15 protein-coding genes are annotated in these 16,619 nt (G+C 63.9%); 5 read left to right on the top strand and 10 right to left on the bottom strand.

The window, feature by feature from the left end:
• The first annotated feature begins 3 nt into the window (after positions 1 to 3).
• The 4 genes from CQ12_RS04160 (at position 4) to CQ12_RS04145 (ending at position 4,609) form a co-directional block, all read left to right on the top strand.
• A complete protein-coding gene (locus CQ12_RS04160; protein ID WP_057834095.1) occupies positions 4 to 492 on the top strand; it encodes a CinA family protein in 489 nt (162 codons plus the stop codon).
• A gap of 110 nt (positions 493 to 602) precedes the next feature.
• Entirely contained in the window at positions 603 to 1,493 is an 891-nt protein-coding gene (locus tag CQ12_RS04155; RefSeq protein ID WP_057834094.1) for a hypothetical protein, read from the top strand.
• Positions 1,494 to 1,661: 168 nt separating this feature from the next.
• The gene (locus tag CQ12_RS04150) at positions 1,662 to 3,410 is read left to right on the top strand and encodes an adenylate/guanylate cyclase domain-containing protein (protein WP_057834093.1); all 1,749 of its coding nucleotides are present in this window, start codon (positions 1,662 to 1,664) and stop codon (positions 3,408 to 3,410) included.
• Between the two features lie 401 nt (positions 3,411 to 3,811).
• Complete coding sequence (locus CQ12_RS04145) at positions 3,812 to 4,609, top strand: class I SAM-dependent methyltransferase (protein WP_057834092.1); 798 nt, start codon at positions 3,812 to 3,814, stop codon at positions 4,607 to 4,609.
• Positions 4,610 to 4,867: 258 nt separating this feature from the next.
• Here CQ12_RS04145 and CQ12_RS04140 read toward each other — a convergent pair whose 3' ends face one another.
• From CQ12_RS04140 to CQ12_RS04130, 3 genes are all read right to left on the bottom strand, one after another.
• Positions 4,868 to 6,178, bottom strand: coding sequence for an HlyD family type I secretion periplasmic adaptor subunit (locus CQ12_RS04140; protein ID WP_057834091.1), 1,311 nt, complete (start codon positions 6,176 to 6,178; stop codon positions 4,868 to 4,870).
• Positions 6,175 to 7,923, bottom strand: coding sequence for a type I secretion system permease/ATPase (locus CQ12_RS04135; RefSeq protein WP_057834090.1), 1,749 nt, complete (start codon positions 7,921 to 7,923; stop codon positions 6,175 to 6,177). The genes CQ12_RS04140 and CQ12_RS04135 overlap by 4 nt, the downstream gene beginning before the upstream one ends.
• Before the next feature lie 342 nt (positions 7,924 to 8,265).
• On the bottom strand, positions 8,266 to 8,535 hold the full coding sequence (locus CQ12_RS04130; RefSeq protein ID WP_057834089.1) for a GlsB/YeaQ/YmgE family stress response membrane protein: 270 nt from the start codon (positions 8,533 to 8,535) through the stop codon (positions 8,266 to 8,268).
• A gap of 134 nt (positions 8,536 to 8,669) precedes the next feature.
• Here CQ12_RS04130 and CQ12_RS04125 point away from each other — a divergent pair, with 134 nt between their 5' ends.
• A complete protein-coding gene (locus tag CQ12_RS04125) occupies positions 8,670 to 8,909 on the top strand; it encodes a Sec-independent protein translocase family protein (RefSeq protein WP_057834088.1) in 240 nt (79 codons plus the stop codon).
• A gap of 160 nt (positions 8,910 to 9,069) precedes the next feature.
• Here CQ12_RS04125 and CQ12_RS04120 read toward each other — a convergent pair whose 3' ends face one another.
• The 7 genes from CQ12_RS04120 to CQ12_RS04090 all read right to left on the bottom strand — a co-directional run bounded on the left by CQ12_RS04120 (position 9,070) and on the right by CQ12_RS04090 (position 16,463).
• Entirely contained in the window at positions 9,070 to 10,050 is a 981-nt protein-coding gene (locus tag CQ12_RS04120; RefSeq protein WP_057834087.1) for an ABC transporter ATP-binding protein, read from the bottom strand.
• Positions 10,047 to 11,459: an Asp-tRNA(Asn)/Glu-tRNA(Gln) amidotransferase GatCAB subunit A gene (locus tag CQ12_RS04115; protein ID WP_057834086.1), complete on the bottom strand. Its 1,413-nt coding sequence runs from the start codon at positions 11,457 to 11,459 to the stop codon at positions 10,047 to 10,049. Before CQ12_RS04115 ends, CQ12_RS04120 begins: the two co-directional genes overlap by 4 nt.
• The gene (locus tag CQ12_RS04110; RefSeq protein ID WP_057834085.1) at positions 11,456 to 11,653 is read right to left on the bottom strand and encodes a hypothetical protein; all 198 of its coding nucleotides are present in this window, start codon (positions 11,651 to 11,653) and stop codon (positions 11,456 to 11,458) included. Before CQ12_RS04110 ends, CQ12_RS04115 begins: the two co-directional genes overlap by 4 nt.
• Positions 11,650 to 12,729, bottom strand: coding sequence for an ABC transporter ATP-binding protein (locus CQ12_RS04105; protein WP_057834084.1), 1,080 nt, complete (start codon positions 12,727 to 12,729; stop codon positions 11,650 to 11,652). The genes CQ12_RS04110 and CQ12_RS04105 overlap by 4 nt, the downstream gene beginning before the upstream one ends.
• A 4-nt stretch (positions 12,730 to 12,733) precedes the next feature.
• Positions 12,734 to 13,612 carry an ABC transporter permease gene (locus CQ12_RS04100; RefSeq protein WP_057834135.1) on the bottom strand — a complete coding sequence of 293 codons (879 nt, stop codon included), beginning with the start codon at positions 13,610 to 13,612 and terminating at the stop codon, positions 12,734 to 12,736.
• Between the two features lie 11 nt (positions 13,613 to 13,623).
• Positions 13,624 to 14,577 carry an ABC transporter permease gene (locus CQ12_RS04095; RefSeq protein WP_057834083.1) on the bottom strand — a complete coding sequence of 318 codons (954 nt, stop codon included), beginning with the start codon at positions 14,575 to 14,577 and terminating at the stop codon, positions 13,624 to 13,626.
• Between the two features lie 218 nt (positions 14,578 to 14,795).
• Positions 14,796 to 16,463 carry an ABC transporter substrate-binding protein gene (locus CQ12_RS04090; RefSeq protein ID WP_430642180.1) on the bottom strand — a complete coding sequence of 556 codons (1,668 nt, stop codon included), beginning with the start codon at positions 16,461 to 16,463 and terminating at the stop codon, positions 14,796 to 14,798.
• Positions 16,464 to 16,619 lie beyond the last annotated feature (156 nt).

Raw genomic sequence — 16,619 nt, 5'->3', positions numbered from 1 at the left:
GAGATGAACGAACTCGTTACCATTGCGGAAAAGATCGCCACCCAACTGATCGCGCGCAAACAGACGATTGCGGTGGCGGAATCTTCAACCGGCGGGCTGATCTCGGCGGCGCTGTTGTCGGTGCCGGGCGCATCGGCCTATTTCCTCGGCGGCGCCGTGGTCTACACGCGCAATGCCCGGCGGCTGTTGATGGATATTCCCGACGAGGCGATGAAGGGTATCCGCTCGGCGTCGCAGCCTTATGCCCAGCTGCTGGCCAGCCAGGTCTGCCAGCGCTTTGCGACCGACTGGGGCCTATCGGAGACCGGGGCGACGGGACCGACCGGCAACCGCTATGGCGACGCCGCCGGACATTGCTGTATCGCGGTCGCTAGTCGGGGTGGGGCGGACCAGGTGATCACGATGGAGACCGGCAGCAGCGATCGTCAGGCGAACATGCAAGCGTTCGCGAAGATGGCGCTGGAGTTGTTGCTGCTACGTCTAACTGACTAGCGAGCGCAGTCTTGTAGGGTGGGCAAAGCGAAGCGTGCCCACCATCTGGATCAAACAAGAAGAACGGTGGGCACGCTGCGCTTTGCCCACCCTACACACGTAGGGGAGTCATCATGCAACAATTCGACCGCGCCGCAGAGGATCTCGGCAACTCGATCCATTTCGAGCACGTCAACGTCACCATCCCCGATCAGCGGCTGGCGACGCTGTTCTATGTCGCGGGCCTCGGACTGACCCGCGATCCCTATCTGATGGTCTCCGACACCAACATGTGGATCAATGTCGGCAGGAGCCAGTTTCATCTGCCGCACGGGAGCGCGCAGGTGTTGCGCGGCCATACCGGCATCGTCATCACGGGCCGCGCGGCGCTGCTGGAGCGGCTGGCGTCGGTCGCGAAGAAGCTCGAGGGCACGGCGTTTGCGTATCGCGAGCACAACGACCATGTCGAAGCGGTCTGTCCGTGGGGCAATCGCGTGCGCTGCTACGAGCCGGATGCGGCGCGCTTCGGGCGCATCACGCTCGGCATTCCCTATGTCGAGTTCGACGTGCCGGTCGGGACGGCAAAGGCAATCTCTGCTTTCTATCCCGCGATCATGGGGATGCAGGCCGAGCTTGCAAACGGCGACGGCACCATGGCGCGCGTCAAGGTCGGAAGGAACCAGTATCTGCAGTTCCGCGAGAGCGACCGCGTACAGCCGGATTACGACGGGCATCACGTGCAGATCTACATCACGGACTTTTCCGGTCCCTATCGCCGCCTCGGCGAGCGCGGCCTGATCTCGCAGGAAGACAACCAGTATCAGTATCGCTTCCGCGACATCGTCGATCTCGACAGCGGCAGGCACCTGTTCACCGTCGAGCACGAGGTGCGCAGCGCCACCCACCCGATGTTCATGCGGCCGCTGGTCAACCGCAACCCGGCCGAGACCAACCGCACCTACGCGCCCGGCCACGAGCAGTGGGCTTGGGCGATGGGGCCGGATGAATACGACAGGAGGTAGATCCGTTCCGCTCCAGGGTTCGCGGTGAGGCGTGTTTGGCAGCGGGCCCACATCCGCCGAGACGCCGCTTTGCGGCTCATCAGCGATGAGGGAGACAGGATTTAAGGTTTTCCGACCGCAGCGCGTGCGATAATCTATCGGCACAGTCTAGGGCAGATCGAGGCCAATATGGCTGATGTCGAGCGCAGGCTTGTGGCGATTTTCGCGGCCGACGTCGAAGGCTATAGCCGCCTGATGGGCTGCGATGAGGTTGGTACGCTACGCAATCTGACCGACCGACGGAAAATCCTGGATGCGCTGATTTCGGCGCACCGTGGCCGGATCGCCAACACGGCTGGTGACAGCGTGCTGGCGGAATTCGCAAGTGCGGTGGATGCCGTGCAGTGCGCCGTCGAGGCACAAACCGCCTGGGTGAACGCAAACGATCAGTTGCCGCCGGACCGTCGCATCAACTTTCGGATCGGCGTGCACATCGGCGACGTGATGGTCAGGGCTGGCGATCTCTTTGGCGATGGCGTCAATATCGCAGCACGCCTGCAGTCGAGCGCCACGACGGATGGTATCTGCATTTCCAGCGCGGCCCATGAACAGGTCAAAAAACTCCTGCCGCTGACCTTCGTCGATCTGGGTATGCAGTACCTGAAGAACATTGAGCCGATCCGCGCCTACGCGGTGAGCGTCGCGGCCGCGCCATCGCAGGCGGCGCGGCTTGCGGACGCGCAGAAGCCGTTGGCGCTGCCCGACAAACCCTCCATCGCGGTACTTCCGTTCCAGAACTTGAGCGGCGATCCGGAACAGGAATACTTTGCCGATGGCATGGTCGAGGAGATCATCACGGCGCTCAGTCGATTTCATTGGCTGTTCGTGATCGCCCGCACCTCAACCTTGGCTTACAGGAGCCGGACGGTGGACGTGAGGCAGGTCAGCCGCGAGCTCGGTGTGCGCTATGTCCTGGAAGGTTCGGTGCGCAAGGCCGGGAACCGCGTGCGCATCACGGGGCAGCTGATCGACGCGACTACGGGCGCGCACCTGTGGGCCGACCGCTTCGAAGGCTCGCTGGAAAACGTCTTCGAGCTTCAGGATCAGGTAGCCAGTGGTGTTGTCGGAGCGATTGATCCGAAATTGCGGGAAGCGGAGACGGCGCGTTCCAAACGGAAACCGCCGGCAAATCTTGACGCCTATGATTGCGTCCTGCGCGCATATGCCCTGCTCCATCAGTGGACAAACGAAAGCAGTGAAGAGGCGCTCCGCTTGCTCTACAAGGCCATCGAGTTGGACCCCGACTATGCACAAGCCTACTCCTTGGCGACCTGGTGTTACTGCAACCGCAAGCTAAACGGACTAGCCACTGAACCGGACAATGAACGTCGCGAAACCGCCAGGCTCGCGCGAGAGGCAGTGAGGCTCGGCAAGGACGACGCTTTTTCGCTATGTTGGGCCGGGCACTCCCTCGTGATGGTCGTTGGCGAGTTGGAAGAGGGCGCGGCGCTGATTGACCGGGCGCTCGCCTCTAATCCAAACCACGCTATGTCATGGGGTTTGAGCGGCTGGACCAGAATCTGGCTCAACCAACCGGAGATCGCAATCGAGCATTTTGCGCGAGCGATGCGGCTAAGCCCGCTCGAATCTTCGTTCCATCAGTTTGAAGCCGGAATTGCGTTCGCGCATATCCGCGCCCATCGCTACGGCGAAGCGTTGCTTTGGGCTGAAAAGGCGCTACGCGACCAGCCGAACGCCCCTGACGCAGCGATGGCGGTCGCGGTAGGTAGCGCATTGGTTGGCGACCTCGAAAAAGCGAAACGCGCGATGAAGCGTGTGCTTGAGATCACACCAGGCCGACGCGTCTCCACCGTCGTGGGTCCGGGACGTCATGGTCGATTTACGGATGCATTGCGAAAAGCGGGGATGCCCGAATGAACTCCCGGCCGCCTCGCGGCGATCTTCGCCGCTGACGTCGGGGCTCTCGATGGAACACGACGAAGAAGCGACGTTCGCCGGATGTCGTGCCATCGGCGATTTCTTCCATTCGATTGGTAGATCCAGGATATCCTCACTACCGAAAATCAATCTTCGCCCCTCAGCCGCAGTCCATGAGTCCGTTCCTGGCACGTTTGAGACATGCCGACGAACGCTGAGAATGTCTGTTTATCGGGGTAGCCCGGAAGTGATCGGCACACCCTCAGAATGACGCGAATGACCCAAGGCCGACATGGCAGACTTACGCTGCCATTGTCACAAAGGCGCGCTCATTCTTGCCCCCGCCAATTTAGTGGGCCATGATCCGAACCTATACTGAATGCAAATTTGAGGGGCGGCCAATGGCAAAGGAGCTCGCGTACCACGACGAGGCCGCAGTTGGGTATGATCGCGCGTTTGCACATGTATCACGCCACTTTTTGCCGTTCCTCCTGAGTGCCGCGCGTGTTGCGTCTGGCATGAATGTACTCGACATCGCAACGGGCACGGGACTGGCAGCGGCAGAATCCTTGCTCGTAGTCGGCCCAACAGGGCACGTCGTCGCGGCCGACGTATCGGAAGCCATGGTTGGACAGGCGCGGCAGCGCCTGAGCGCAGCGGCAAATGTCACCTTCGCGGTGGAGGACGGCCAATCTCTCTCGTTTGCCGATTGCAGCTTCGATGCTTTGACTTGCAGTCTCGGGCTAATGTTCTTCCCTGATCCCTCGCGCGGATTGTCGGAGTTCTTGCGTGTCCTTCGGCCGGGCGGACGCGCAGCAGCTTCCGTTGCCACGGTGCCGGAACGAACCTACAACGGCAGGATCAACACCGCTATGGCCAAGCACTTGCCAGCGATCAGCGAGGCAACGGCAAGGACGTTTTCATTGGGTGACTCGGCTCGTCTGCGACAATTGCTCGAGCAGGCCGGATTCCAAAATATCGAAATAACGAGCCAGGCGCACCAATTCAAAATGCCTTCTTTCGATGCCTACTTTGGTCCGTTTGAACGTGGCGGCGGCTCGACTGGACAAGCCTATCTGACACTCCCTCAATCGGTGCGCGATATTGTTCGCGAGGAAGTGCAACGCAATCTCGGAGATACAGGCGGGCCCGTAGAAATCGAAGTTGAATATCAGTTTGCAAGCGGCCAACGCTGCTAATGAAGGTGGTCTGCCGCTACTGCCGCACCTGACTCCGCGTGATGTCTGCTCTTGGCCTTTTCGGACCTCACGCGATGTCCGACTTGAGTCCGGAATGCGCGCCAAAGCGGACGTCCGCCATTTATGGGTTCACACCCTGACCCGCGGGGACGCAACACTCCTCATGGTGAGGAGCCGCCAACGGGTCGCGCGAATGTGCGCCGATGACAGGCTCCGCGGCGTCTCGAAGGATGGTCGCGGTCACGCGTGCCCACCACCTCACCGCTCCCTGAACGAGCGCATCAGCTGGTCGCTGAATGGCTTCATCAGATACGAGAACATGGTGCGGTCGCCGGTTTGCACGAAGGCTTCGACCGGCATGCCCGGGATGATCTTGACGTTGTCGCCGAGGCGGGCGACCTCGGTCGGCGGCATCGAGACTCGGATGGTGTAGTAGCTCTGGCCGGTGCGCTGGTCGGTGGTGACGTCGGCGGAGACGCGGGTGACGACGCCGTTCAGTTCCGGCGTGGTGCGCTGGTTGAAGGCCGATAACCTCAGCAGCGTCTTCTGGCCGATCTGCAGCTTGTCGATGTCCTGCGGGTTGACCTTGGCTTCCACGGAGAGATCGTCGGCCTTCGGCACGATCATCATGATGGCATCGCCCGCGGTGATGACGCCGCCGATCGTGTGCACGGTCGACTGCAGCACGACGCCGTCCTGCGGCGCGCGGATGTCGATGCGGCGCAATTGATCTTCCGCAGTGACCTTGCGCTCGACGAACTCGCCGATCTTGTCGTTGGTCTCGCGCAGATCCTTGGAGACCTCGCTGACGACATCCTTGTCGATCTGGATGATCTGCAGTTCGGTTTCGGTGATCTTGCCTTTGGCCTGGGCCCGCGCGGCGATGTATTGGGCGCGTTCACCCGACAGGCGGGCGAGATCGCGCTCCAGCACCGTCAGGCGGGAGATCTGGATCAGGCGCTGCTCATAGAGCTGGCGGACGCCGACCAGCTCCTTCTCGACCAGCGCGATTTCCTTATCCTTGGCCTGCTCCTGTGCGGTGAGGCCGGCGATTTCCTCGTTGAGCTGGGCCACGCGCTCGCGCAACTGCGATTTCTGCCCGGCGCGCCCGAACACGCGGACCTCGAACAGCTTGGTCTCGCTCGCGATGACGTCGTGGACGTCAGGATCGTCGGCGCGATCGGCGAGTTGCGGCGGAAACTTGATCTTGTCGAGGCCGCGCTGCTCCGCCTCCAGCCGCGCGGCGCGCGCCCAAAGGCCGTTCAGCGTCTTGACCACGATGGCAAGGCTCGCCTTCACCACGGTCTCGTCGAGCCGCACCACGACGTCACCGGCCTTGACGATATCGCCATCGCGCACCCGGACCTCGCCGACCACGCCGCCGGTCGGATGCTGCACCTTCTTGACGTTGGAATCGACCACCACCGAACCCGGCGCGATCAGCGCGCCGGAAATCTGCACCGTCGAGGCCCAGCCGCCGAACCCGCCGACGATCACCAGCATCAGCGCCAGCCCCAGGATGAGGTGCGAGCGGATCGAGCGGCGCGCGCCTTTCAGCTCCGCGGTCATGATTTCTTCACGGCTCCCGCTTCGGACACGATCTTGATCGGCGGCGGCGCCGGCACCCGCTGGAGCACCTGGCCAAGCACGGTCTCCTTCGGACCGAACGCCTGCATGCGGCCGTCCTTCAAGACCAGCAATTGATCGACCGCCTCGATGCCGATCGGCCGGTGCGCCACCACGACCACGATGGCGCCGCGCTCGCGCGCGGCACGCACAGCGCGGGTCAGCGCCTCGTCGCCCTCGCTGTCGAGGTTGGAGTTCGGCTCGTCGAGCACGATCAGGAACGGATGGCCATACAGCGCGCGCGCCAGCGCCACCCGCTGCGCCTGCCCGGCCGAGAGCGAAGCGCCCTGCTCGCCGATCTGGGTATCGTAACCCTCGCGCATCTTGATGATCATGTCATGCACGCCGGCTTCCTTGGCGGCGGCGATGATGTCCTCCGATTTCGCCTCAGGGTCGAAGCGGCAGATGTTCTGCGCCACGGTGCCGGCGAACAATTCGACATCCTGCGGTAGATAGCCGATGTGGCGGCCCAGCACGTCCGACGACCATTGGTCGAGCGCCGCACCGTCGAGCCGCACCTTGCCACGGGCGGGCGTCCAGACGCCGACCAGCGCGCGCACCAGCGACGATTTTCCGGAGCCGCTCGGCCCGATGACGCCGACGCCGGTGCCGGCCTCGACGGCGAAATTGACGTCCTGGACGATGACGCGCTGCTCGCCCGGCGGCACGATGCTGACGGCCTCGACCGACAGTCGCCTGGTCGGCGCCTGCAACAGCGTCTGCGCGTTCGACGCCGGCATCTGCTCCAGGAGCTTGGAAAGCCGATGCCAGCTCTGCCGCGCGGCGACAAAGCCTTTCCAGTGCGCGATGGCGAGATCGACCGGCGCCAGCGCGCGGGCGCTCAGGATCGAGCCGGCGATGATGATACCGGCGGTGGCCTCCTGATGGATCACGAGGTAGGCGCCGACCGCGAGCACCGCCGATTGCAGCATCATGCGCAGCACCTTGGCGACGGCCCCCAATCCGCCGGCGATGTCGCTGGCGCGCTGGTTGCCGGCCAGATAGGTCTCGTTGGCCTCGCCCCAGCGCTTCATCAGCCGCCCCGACATGCCCATCGCGACCAGCACTTCGGCGTTGCGCCGGCTGGTTGCGGCGAGATCGTTGCGCCGCGCCGCCAGCGTCATCGCCTCCTTGGCCGGCGTGCGCGACAGGAACTCGGTGATCAGCGTCAGCGTCACCAGGATGATGGCGCCGGCCAGCGCGGTGACGCCGAGCAGCCAGTGAAACGCAAAGCAGATCGCGAGATAGAACGGCAGCCACGGCAGATCGAAGAACGCACCCGGTCCCATGCTGCCGAGGAAAGACCTGACATTGTCGAGGTCGCGCAGCGGCTGCAGCCCCTCGTTCCGGCTGCCGACCATCAGCGGCAGGCGCACCACGGTTTCGAACACGCGCGCATTGATGGCCTCATCGAGCGCGGTGCCGATGCGGCCGAGGATGCGGCCACGAATCAGATCGAGGCCACCTTGTGCGATGTAGAGGCCGGCGGCGAGAATCACGAGGCCGACCAGGGTCGGCACGCTGCGGCTCGGCAGCACGCGGTCGTAGACCTCCAGCATGAAGATCGAGCCGGTGAGATACAGCAGATTGATCATGCAGCTCATGACGCCGACGCCGATAAAAGCGTTGCGGCAGGCGCGCAGCGCCTCACCGAGCTCGGACTTCCGGACGCCGGGAGCGGCTGCCATTTATGCGTATCTCTTCAAACGGATAAGGTACGTGCTGATTTTATCGGTGTTTTCGTACACCGTCCATTTTAAGTCACGTTAACCTACATCCAGTTCACCGCCATAAAGGGGGTGAAGCGCGGTTTTCGGCAGCTATTTTGACGCCGGCGCCAGTCCCGCCGCGGGTTCGGGCCGGGGGCTGGGGAAAAGGCAATCCCTGTCGAGACCCAGCCGATTCGCCGCATACGTCGGGCTGGACGCCGCTATCGCCCCCAGCCCGTCAACCTCCACCTGGCTTGTGCGAGGACGCCGCGGCGCGGCGCTGGGTTGTCGACGCAGTGGCGCACGGGAAATTGCGGCGCGCTACCACCGACCGCCCGTTCGGAGCAGCCGCACGATCACCAGCAGGATGATGGCGCCGATGGTGGAATAGACGATCTCGGACACCAGGCCGGTGCCGAGACGAATGCCGAGCTTGGGAAACAGCAGGCTCGCCAGCAGCGCGCCGGCGATGCCGACGAGAATATCGCCGATGATGCCAAAGCCGGTGCCGCGCACGATCTTGCCGGCGAGCCAGCCGGCCACCAGGCCGACAAAGAGAATGACGAGAATGCCTTCGTTGGAAATCACCATTTAAAGCCCCCAAGGTTTGCTGCGCAAGCCGACGGCCGCCTGTCCATCATGGTCTGATGTGACGAGCCGTCCGCGCGCTTTGCCAATGCGGCCAGCGAAGTGAAACTTTTTTATGTCACGCGCGTTATGTCGGCATGAAACAGAACGATATTTGGTACGTCACTTTTGGTCCGGACAAGACGGATGAGACCGCGGAGAGCATGGCCCGTTCGACCCGCACCTTCAAATCCGAGATCGACGCCAAATTGTTTGCGATGCAAATCCTCGCCAAGGGCTGGTCCGCCAGCGCCGGCACGCTCAATCCGCATCAGCCGAAGCAGGTGGTCGGGCCGGCGCAGATCGAGCAATGGGCCGATCCGGGATTGGGTGGGTAAGGCAAGCGCAATCGGAGAGCCGATTCCTTTGTCATGGCCGGGCTTGTCCCGGCCATCCACGTCTTTGTCACAACGAGCCGCTAAGACGTGGATGCCCAGGACATCTAGAGCGAGACGCGCTTCTGCCCGGGCATGACGAATTCAATTGCACCATCACTTGTCAGGTAACAGCAGCGTCAGCCGACTCCGCCAGCACGCAACGCGCCGTGCGATCCGCCGACACCTGCACGTTGGGCGGCAGGCGCTCGCTGCAGCGGGGCTGCGCGACGCTGCAACGCGGCGCGAACGAGCAACTGGCGGGCGCCTTGTCCAGCGAGGGCGGCGTGCCCGGGATGGTTTCGAGGCGCTGGCCGCGCTTGGCGCCGTGGACGGTCGAGGCCAGCAGGCCCTTGACGTAGGGATGCACGGGCGTGCGGACGATATCGCGCAAACGGCCCTGCTCCACGATCTGGCCGGCATACATCACCGCAACGCGGTCGCAGATTTCAATGGCGACGCCGATATCGTGGGTCACGAAGATCACGGACATGCCGAACTCGCGCTGCAATTCGCGGAGCAGCAGCAGGATCTGGATCTGCACGGTGGCGTCCAGCGCCGTGGTCGGCTCGTCGGCCAGCAGGATCTTCGGCTTGCAGGCCAAGGCAAGCGCGATCATCGCGCGCTGGCGCATGCCGCCGCTCATTTCATGCGGATAGGCTTCGAGGCGGCGCTTGGCGGAGGGAATGCGGACCACCTCCAGCATTTCCAGCGCGCGGGCCGTCGCCTCCTTTTCGCTCTTGCCTTCGTGACGGATCACGCTTTCGGCGATCTGGCGGCCGATCGTGTAGACGGGATCGAGCGCCAGCGCCGGCTCCTGAAAGATCATCGAGACGGTCTGGCCCCGAAACGCCGATAGCTCCTCGTCGTTCATCGCCAGCACGTCGCGGCCCAGGACTTTCACCGTGCCCGAAATCTGCGTCCGCTTCCTCGGCAATAGCCGCATCAGCGCGCGGAGCGTCACGCTCTTGCCCGAGCCGGATTCACCGAGCAGGCCAAGCACCTCGCCCTGGCCCAGCGAAAGCGAGATGTCGTTGACGGCATGAACCGTGCGCTCGCCGGTGAAGCGGATGTTGAGGTCGCGGATGTCGACGAGGTTGCTCATGCCAGCTTGGGGACCTTTTGGTGATGGTCGGTGGCGCGCTGGAAGGCGGCGCCGATCCGCACCAGTCCGGCTTCATCGAAGGGACGACCGATCAACTGCATGCCGACCGGCAGGCCCTTTCCGGTGAAGCCCGTGGGAATCGAGAGCGACGGCAGGCCAAGATAGTTGATCGGACGGGTGAACTTCGTGATGCGCTGGATCACGGCCTCCGCATCGAGGCTGTTGCCGACATCGCTTTCGGCAATGGTCACTGCGGGCATCGGCGCCACCGGCGCGATCACGGCATCGGTGCCTTCCACCGCCGCGACGTAGGCGGCCAGCGCCGGGCCACGCCAGCGCATCGCTTCGAGATAGGTCACGGCCGGAATCGCGAGCCCGTTCTGCAGCCGCATCAACACTTGCGCGCCGTAATCCTGCGGACGCTCGATCATCCAGCGCTTGTGGAAGGCGGCAGCCTCGGTGGCGAGCACGATCTGGCAGGCGGCGGTGAGCTGGCGCTGGTCAGGGAGTTCGACCTTGACGATTTCGGCCCCCTCTTGTCTGAGGGTAGCGATCGTCTCATCGAGTACGCGCGCGACTTCGGAATCGAGATCGTCGACATAGAAGGCGGTCGGCACGCCGATCTTCAGGCCCTTCATCGAGCCTGTGGTCGCGGCCATATAGTTCGGCACCGGCCGCGACGACGTGGTCGGATCCAGGGGATCGGCGCCCGCCATCAAGCCCACCAGCAGCGCGCAGTCCTCGACCGTCTGTGCGAGCGGGCCTACGGTATCGAGCGATTGCGACAGCGGCATTGCGCCGGCGCGGCTGATCAGGCCGACCGTGGTCTTGAAGCCGCTGACGCCGCAGAAATGCGCGGGCATCCGGATCGAGCCGCCGGTATCGGAACCGAGCGCTGCAAACGTCAGCCGCGCCCCGACCGCCGAGCCGGAGCCGGATGACGAGCCGCCGGTGATGTAATCGACGTTCCAAGGATTGCGCACCGCGCCATAGTGCGGGTTGTGGCCGGTGGGACCGTAGGCGAACTCGACCATCTGCAGCGAGCCGAGCCGAACGGAGCCGGCGTCCTTCAGGCGCTGCAGCGCGGTCGAGGTCGTCGTCGGCACGAAATCGCGGCGGATCTTCGAGCCGCAGGTCACGACCTTACCGGCGTCGTAATACATGTCCTTGTGCGCCAGCGGCACGCCGTGCAGCACGCCGGCAATATTGCCCTTGGCAAGCGCCGCATCCGCGGCGTCCGCAGCGGCCAGCGCCGCATCAGCCTCGATCGCCATGAAGGCGTTGACGCGCGGCTGCCACTGCGCGATCCGGTCGAGGCAGGACTGCGTCGCCTCGCGCGAGGAGATTTTCCTGGCTCCGATCACCTTGGCGACCGCAACCAGCGACATCAGGGCCGGTTCGCCGCTCATGTCGACACCTTCGCATTCTGCACCAGCAGGAAGCTTGCGGGCTCGAGATCCATCGGCAGCGTGCCGGCGACCGGCGCAAAGCCGTCAAAAGCCGGGCCGATGGAATTGGCGATGCGGGCGGCTACTTCCGCATCCTGCGGCACGCCGGCGATTTCAGTCATTACCTTGACCTGTTTGGGATCGGGTCTTGTCATGCGGCGCTTGCTCCCATGTTGTTCTTGTTGGCCGATGCGCGGCTGTGCCCGGAGCCCGGGATGGCCATGTAGCACGCCGCCTGATGGCCCATTGTATCGACATCGCTGAGGTCTGGTGTCGCATTTGCGCAGAGCGGCTCCGCAAACGGACAGCGGGTGTGAAACCGGCAGCCGGATGGCGGGTCGATCGGGTTGGGCGGATCGCCTGAAATCGGCGGCGTCTTGGTGCGATTGTCAGGGTCGGACGACGGCATGGCGGCGAGCAGCGCCCGCGTATAGGGATGCGCCGGCGCGTCCCAGACCTTGTCGACCGGGCCGAGTTCGACCACCTCGCCGAGATACATCACGAGCACGCGGTCCGAGATGTAGCGCACGACGTTGAGATCGTGGCTGATGAACAGATAGGTCAGGCCGAATTCGCGCTTGAGATCGGCAAGCAGATTGAGCACCTGCGCCTCGACCGATTTGTCCAGCGCCGAGACCGCTTCATCCAGGATCACCAGCCGCGGCGACAGCGCCAGCGCACGCGCGATGTTGACGCGCTGGCGCTGGCCGCCGGAAATCTCGTGCGGGTAGCGGTTGGCGAAAGTTTCCGGCCGCAGGCCCACCTTGCCGAGCAGTTCGCGCGCCAGCGTGCGCGCGGCGGCATCGGCCATGCCGTGCACCTTTGGGCCGAACGCGATCGATTCCTCGATGGTGAGGCGCGGATTCAGCGAGGCGTAGCTGTCCTGAAACACCATCTGCATGCCGCGGCGCAGTTCGCGCAGGGAAAGCTCGCGGCCGACTTTCATGCCGTCATAGACGATGTCGCCGGCGTCGTGTTTCATCAGGTGCATCAGAAGCCGCGCGGTGGTCGACTTGCCGCAGCCGGACTCGCCGACGATGCCCACGGTCTCGCCCTTGGCGATCGAGAACGAGACATTATCGACCGCGCGCACGGTCTTGCGCGGGCTGAACAGGTCGCCCCGCACCGGGAAATGCTTGGTGAGGCCCATGACCTGCAGCAGCGGCTGCGCCGCGCCGCCGACGTCCTCGACCTGCTCCAGATGATCGACTGACTGATACGTCTCACTCATCACGTCAGTTCCTGATATCCATGGCGCTGCGCATGCCGTCGCTGAGCAGATTGAAACAGATCGACACCGCAAAGATCATCACGCCCGGCAGCGCCGCCACCCATGGGTTGACATAGATCGCCGTGCGCAGCGTGTTGAGCATGAGACCCCATTCCGGCTCCGGCGGCTTGGTGCCGAGGCCGAGGAACGAGAGGCCGGCGGCGAGGATCATCGACACCGAGATCAATCCCGTCGCGTAGACGAAGATCGGCCCCAGAACGTTGCCGAGCATGTGCACGCGCATGATCGTGAAGGGACCGGCACCGGAGGCACGTGCGGCCTCGACGAAATCCATGTTGCGCACGCCGGTGGTGACGCTTTCGGCGACGCGGGTGATCTGCGGCACGAACACGATGGTCAGCGACACGATCGAGTTGACGATGCCCGCGCCGAGCGCGCCCGAGATCGCGATTGCCAGCAGCACCGAGGGGAAGGCGTAGAACACGTCGATCGTGCGCATGATCGCGGTGTTGAGCCGGCCGCCGACATAGCCGGCGACAAGGCCGAGCGAGGTGCCGATCACGAAGGCGAAGATCACCGGAAGAATGCCGATGATCAGCGACAGCCGCCCGCCGTAAATCAGCCGGGCCAGCATGTCGCGGCCGAGCTCGTCGGTGCCGAGCGGATAGTTCGGCGTGCCGATGTGGCGAAGCCTTCGGATCATCGAGCCCTGGTAGGGATCGGCGAGACCGAGCCATGGCGCCAGCAGCGCAGAAGCAAAGATCAGCACCAGCACAAATGCGCAGACCATGCTGACCTTGTCGCGCACGATACGGCGGCCGACGGTCGCCCAATAGCCGCGCGCCTTGGTGATGGGTGCGGCCTGTAGTGCGGTATCCGACATCACGCTCATGATCAGCCCCGCTTGATGCGCGGATCGATCGCGGCCTGCGCGATATCGACCAGGAGATTGAGGGTGACGAAGAACAGCGCCAGCACCAGGATGGTGCCCTGCAACAGCGGCAGATCGCGCTGGAAGATCGCCGAATTGAGCAGCAGGCCCGAACCAGGCCAGGAGAACACGGTCTCGATCAGGATCGAGCCGCCGAGCATGTAGCCGAGCTGCAGGCCCATCACCGCCAGCGCAGTCGGCGCGGCGTTTTTGATGACGTGCTTGAACACATCCCATTCGCGCAGGCCTTTGGCGCGCAATGCCTCGACGAAATCCTGCGAGAGGATGTCGCCGGTGAGCGCGCGCACCGTGCGGGTGACGATACCCATCGGGATGACCGAGGTCGTGATCGCCGGCAGGATCAGATATTTCATGTGCTCCCAATCCCAGCCCCACGAACCGGAGCCGCCGGGACCGGCGCCGACCGCGGGGAGCCAGTTGAGCTGCACCGAGAAGATGATGACCATCACCATGCCGAGCCAGTAATGCGGCACCGACACGCCGGCGATGGCGACGGAGGTCGCGACCTTGTCGACCCAGGTGTCGCGGAAATAGCCGGCGATCAGGCCGAACAACAGCCCGAGCGTGAAGCCGATCAGCGCCGCGGCAATCGCAAGCGTCACGGTGTTGCCGACAGCGCGCAACACTTCCGACAGCACCGGGCGGCCGGTGGCGATCGAGGCGCCGAGATCGCCGTGGAGCGCGCGCCAGATCCACAGCCCGAACTGCACCGGCAGTGGCCGGTCGAAGCCGTACGCGGTGCGCATCTGTGCGGCGAGTTCCTGCGACGCATCCGCCGGCAGCACCGCCACCAGCGGATCGCCGGGCGTGATATGCACGAGCAGAAAACACACCAGCGCGACGCTGAGCACGATCGGGATGACGTAGACGATACGTCGGGCGATATAAGCAAACACGAGCGACTCTTTATCTTCCCTTCTCCCCTTGTGGGAGAAGGTGGCGCGGACAACGTCCGCGCCGGATGAGGGGTTCTATCCGCGGATGCAGACATTGCAGACGAGAGAGGGATGTCCGCGGAGAGAACCCCTCACCCGTCTTGAATGAGCTTCGCTCATTCGATCCACCCTCTCCCACAAGGGGAGAGGGGAAACGAGCGAGCGGAAGCGTCCCTTCCTTACGGCGCCATCGTTACCGGCGAGAAGTCGACGAACCAGCTCTTCGGCTGCACGAAGCCCTTGACCTTCTGGCTCATCGCGCGCGGCGAGACGTCGTGGGCGACATAGAGGAACGCCGCATCATCGACCGATGCCGCATGCAGTTCGGCCAGCGCCGCGTCACGCGCCGCGGGATCGAAGGTCTGGCGGGCCTTGGTCACCAGCTCGTCGAACTTGGGGTTGTTGATGAAACCCCAATTGTTCGACACCGGTGGCGCCATCGACGACTGCAGGAAGCGCACCAGCGCGAAGAACGGGTCCATCGCCGCATAGGTGACGTTGGTGGCGTTGGCGCCGTTGGCGGTCGGATCCTTGGCGCCACGGCGCCAGTTGGTGAACAGCGTGTTCCACTCGATGACGTCGAGCTGGACGTCGAAGTAGCACTCGGCCAGCGCCTGCTGCAGATATTCGTTCATCGGCAAGGGCTGCATCTGGCCCGATCCCGACGCCGAGGTCTGCGTCTTCACCGTCAGCTTCTTGCTCGGGCCGTAGCCGGCTTCCTGCATCAGCTTCTGGGCGGCCTTCAGATCATACTTGATCTCGAAGGTCGGCTTGCCGCGCCAGGGATGGCCGGCCTCGAAGGTGCCGGTGGCCGGCACCATCAGGCCGGCAAGCAGGCCCTCCTTGAGACCTTCGCGGTCGATGCAGAGATTGGCGGCCTTGCGGACGCGGATGTCGTTCCAGGGCGAACCTTCGATGCGCGAGAACTGCCAGGGCCAGACGTGCGGCGATTCATTGGCCTTGAGCTGGAAGCCGCGCTGCTTGATTTCCTTGACGGCATCCGGCGCCGGCGCCTCGACCCAGTCGACCTGGCCGGACAGCAGCGCCGCGGTGCGGGCATTGGCCTCCGGCATCGGCAGCAGCACCATCTTGTCGACCTTGGGCACGCGCGCCTTGTCCCAATAGCCGTCGTTCTTGACGAGTTCGAGCCGTTCGCGCGGCGTGAACTTCGACATCTTCCATGGGCCGGTGCCCGACGCGTCCCTGGCGAAGGCCGCCCACGCGGCCTGCGACTTGGCCTTGGCGTCGGCGCCCTCAGCCTTGTCATAGAACGCCTGCCACTTGGCGGGGCTCGCCATGAACAGGTTGGTCAGGTTGATGGGCAGGAAACTGTCCGGCTCCTTGGTGGTCAATTCCACCGTCAGGTCGTCGATCTTGCGCGCGGAAGCGAGCGTCGGCATGCGCGAGGCGGTGACGCCGACCTGGCTCGCGTCGAAATGCGGCGCATCCTGCTTCAGCACCTTCTCGACGTTCCAGACCACGGCATCGGCATTGAAGTCGCTGCCATCGTGGAATTTGACGCCGGGACGAAGCTTGAAGGTCCATTTCTTCTTGTCGGCCTCATCGACCTTCCACTCGGTCGCGAGCCCGGGAATCATCACGCTCGCCTTGTCCGCCGAGGAGAGGTCCCACATCGTCAGACCGTCATACATGGTCAGGCCGGTGAAGCGGTTGCCCTCGAACCCCTGATCGGGCTGGCCGAGCGTGCGCGGAATATCGGCCGCCGTCATGCCGATCCGCAGCACGGTCTCGGCGCTTGCGAGCTGCGGCAGACCCACCACCAGGGCGGTCGCCAGCAGCCACGCGGTGGCCGTCTTCTTTGATGTCTCGTTACGCATATGCAGCAATTCCTTCTCGACTTGGGTGACTAATTCTTATGCAAAGGTATGCAACGCCTGTGCCAAAGACGGCGCCTTGCGGGAGGCCATTAGCCGCACAACTCCCGTGAGTGCGCGCATGCAAGTGCGCCTTCCATGCTCCATTTGGCACCAAGTTTGCATTTT

It is taken from the genome of Bradyrhizobium jicamae, assembly GCF_001440395.1.
GTDB classification, from domain to species: Bacteria; Pseudomonadota; Alphaproteobacteria; order Rhizobiales; family Xanthobacteraceae; genus Bradyrhizobium; species Bradyrhizobium jicamae.
This window is presented reverse-complemented; position numbering and strand designations above follow the sequence as displayed.

What these genes read in the sequence shown, in the direction of transcription:
- CQ12_RS04160 (WP_057834095.1), top strand. Translation starts at nt 4, where the DNA reads ATGAACGAACTCGTTACCATTGCGGAAAAGATCGCCACCCAACTGATC.
- CQ12_RS04150 (WP_057834093.1), top strand. Translation starts at nt 1,662, where the DNA reads ATGGCTGATGTCGAGCGCAGGCTTGTGGCGATTTTCGCGGCCGACGTC.
- CQ12_RS04145 (WP_057834092.1), top strand. Translation starts at nt 3,812, where the DNA reads ATGGCAAAGGAGCTCGCGTACCACGACGAGGCCGCAGTTGGGTATGAT.
- CQ12_RS04140 (WP_057834091.1), bottom strand. Translation starts at nt 6,178, where the DNA reads ATGACCGCGGAGCTGAAAGGCGCGCGCCGCTCGATCCGCTCGCACCTC.
- CQ12_RS04135 (WP_057834090.1), bottom strand. Translation starts at nt 7,923, where the DNA reads ATGGCAGCCGCTCCCGGCGTCCGGAAGTCCGAGCTCGGTGAGGCGCTG.
- CQ12_RS04130 (WP_057834089.1), bottom strand. Translation starts at nt 8,535, where the DNA reads ATGGTGATTTCCAACGAAGGCATTCTCGTCATTCTCTTTGTCGGCCTG.
- CQ12_RS04125 (WP_057834088.1), top strand. Translation starts at nt 8,670, where the DNA reads ATGAAACAGAACGATATTTGGTACGTCACTTTTGGTCCGGACAAGACG.
- CQ12_RS04120 (WP_057834087.1), bottom strand. Translation starts at nt 10,050, where the DNA reads ATGAGCAACCTCGTCGACATCCGCGACCTCAACATCCGCTTCACCGGC.
- CQ12_RS04115 (WP_057834086.1), bottom strand. Translation starts at nt 11,459, where the DNA reads ATGAGCGGCGAACCGGCCCTGATGTCGCTGGTTGCGGTCGCCAAGGTG.
- CQ12_RS04110 (WP_057834085.1), bottom strand. Translation starts at nt 11,653, where the DNA reads ATGACAAGACCCGATCCCAAACAGGTCAAGGTAATGACTGAAATCGCC.
- CQ12_RS04105 (WP_057834084.1), bottom strand. Translation starts at nt 12,729, where the DNA reads ATGAGTGAGACGTATCAGTCAGTCGATCATCTGGAGCAGGTCGAGGAC.
- CQ12_RS04100 (WP_057834135.1), bottom strand. Translation starts at nt 13,612, where the DNA reads ATGTCGGATACCGCACTACAGGCCGCACCCATCACCAAGGCGCGCGGC.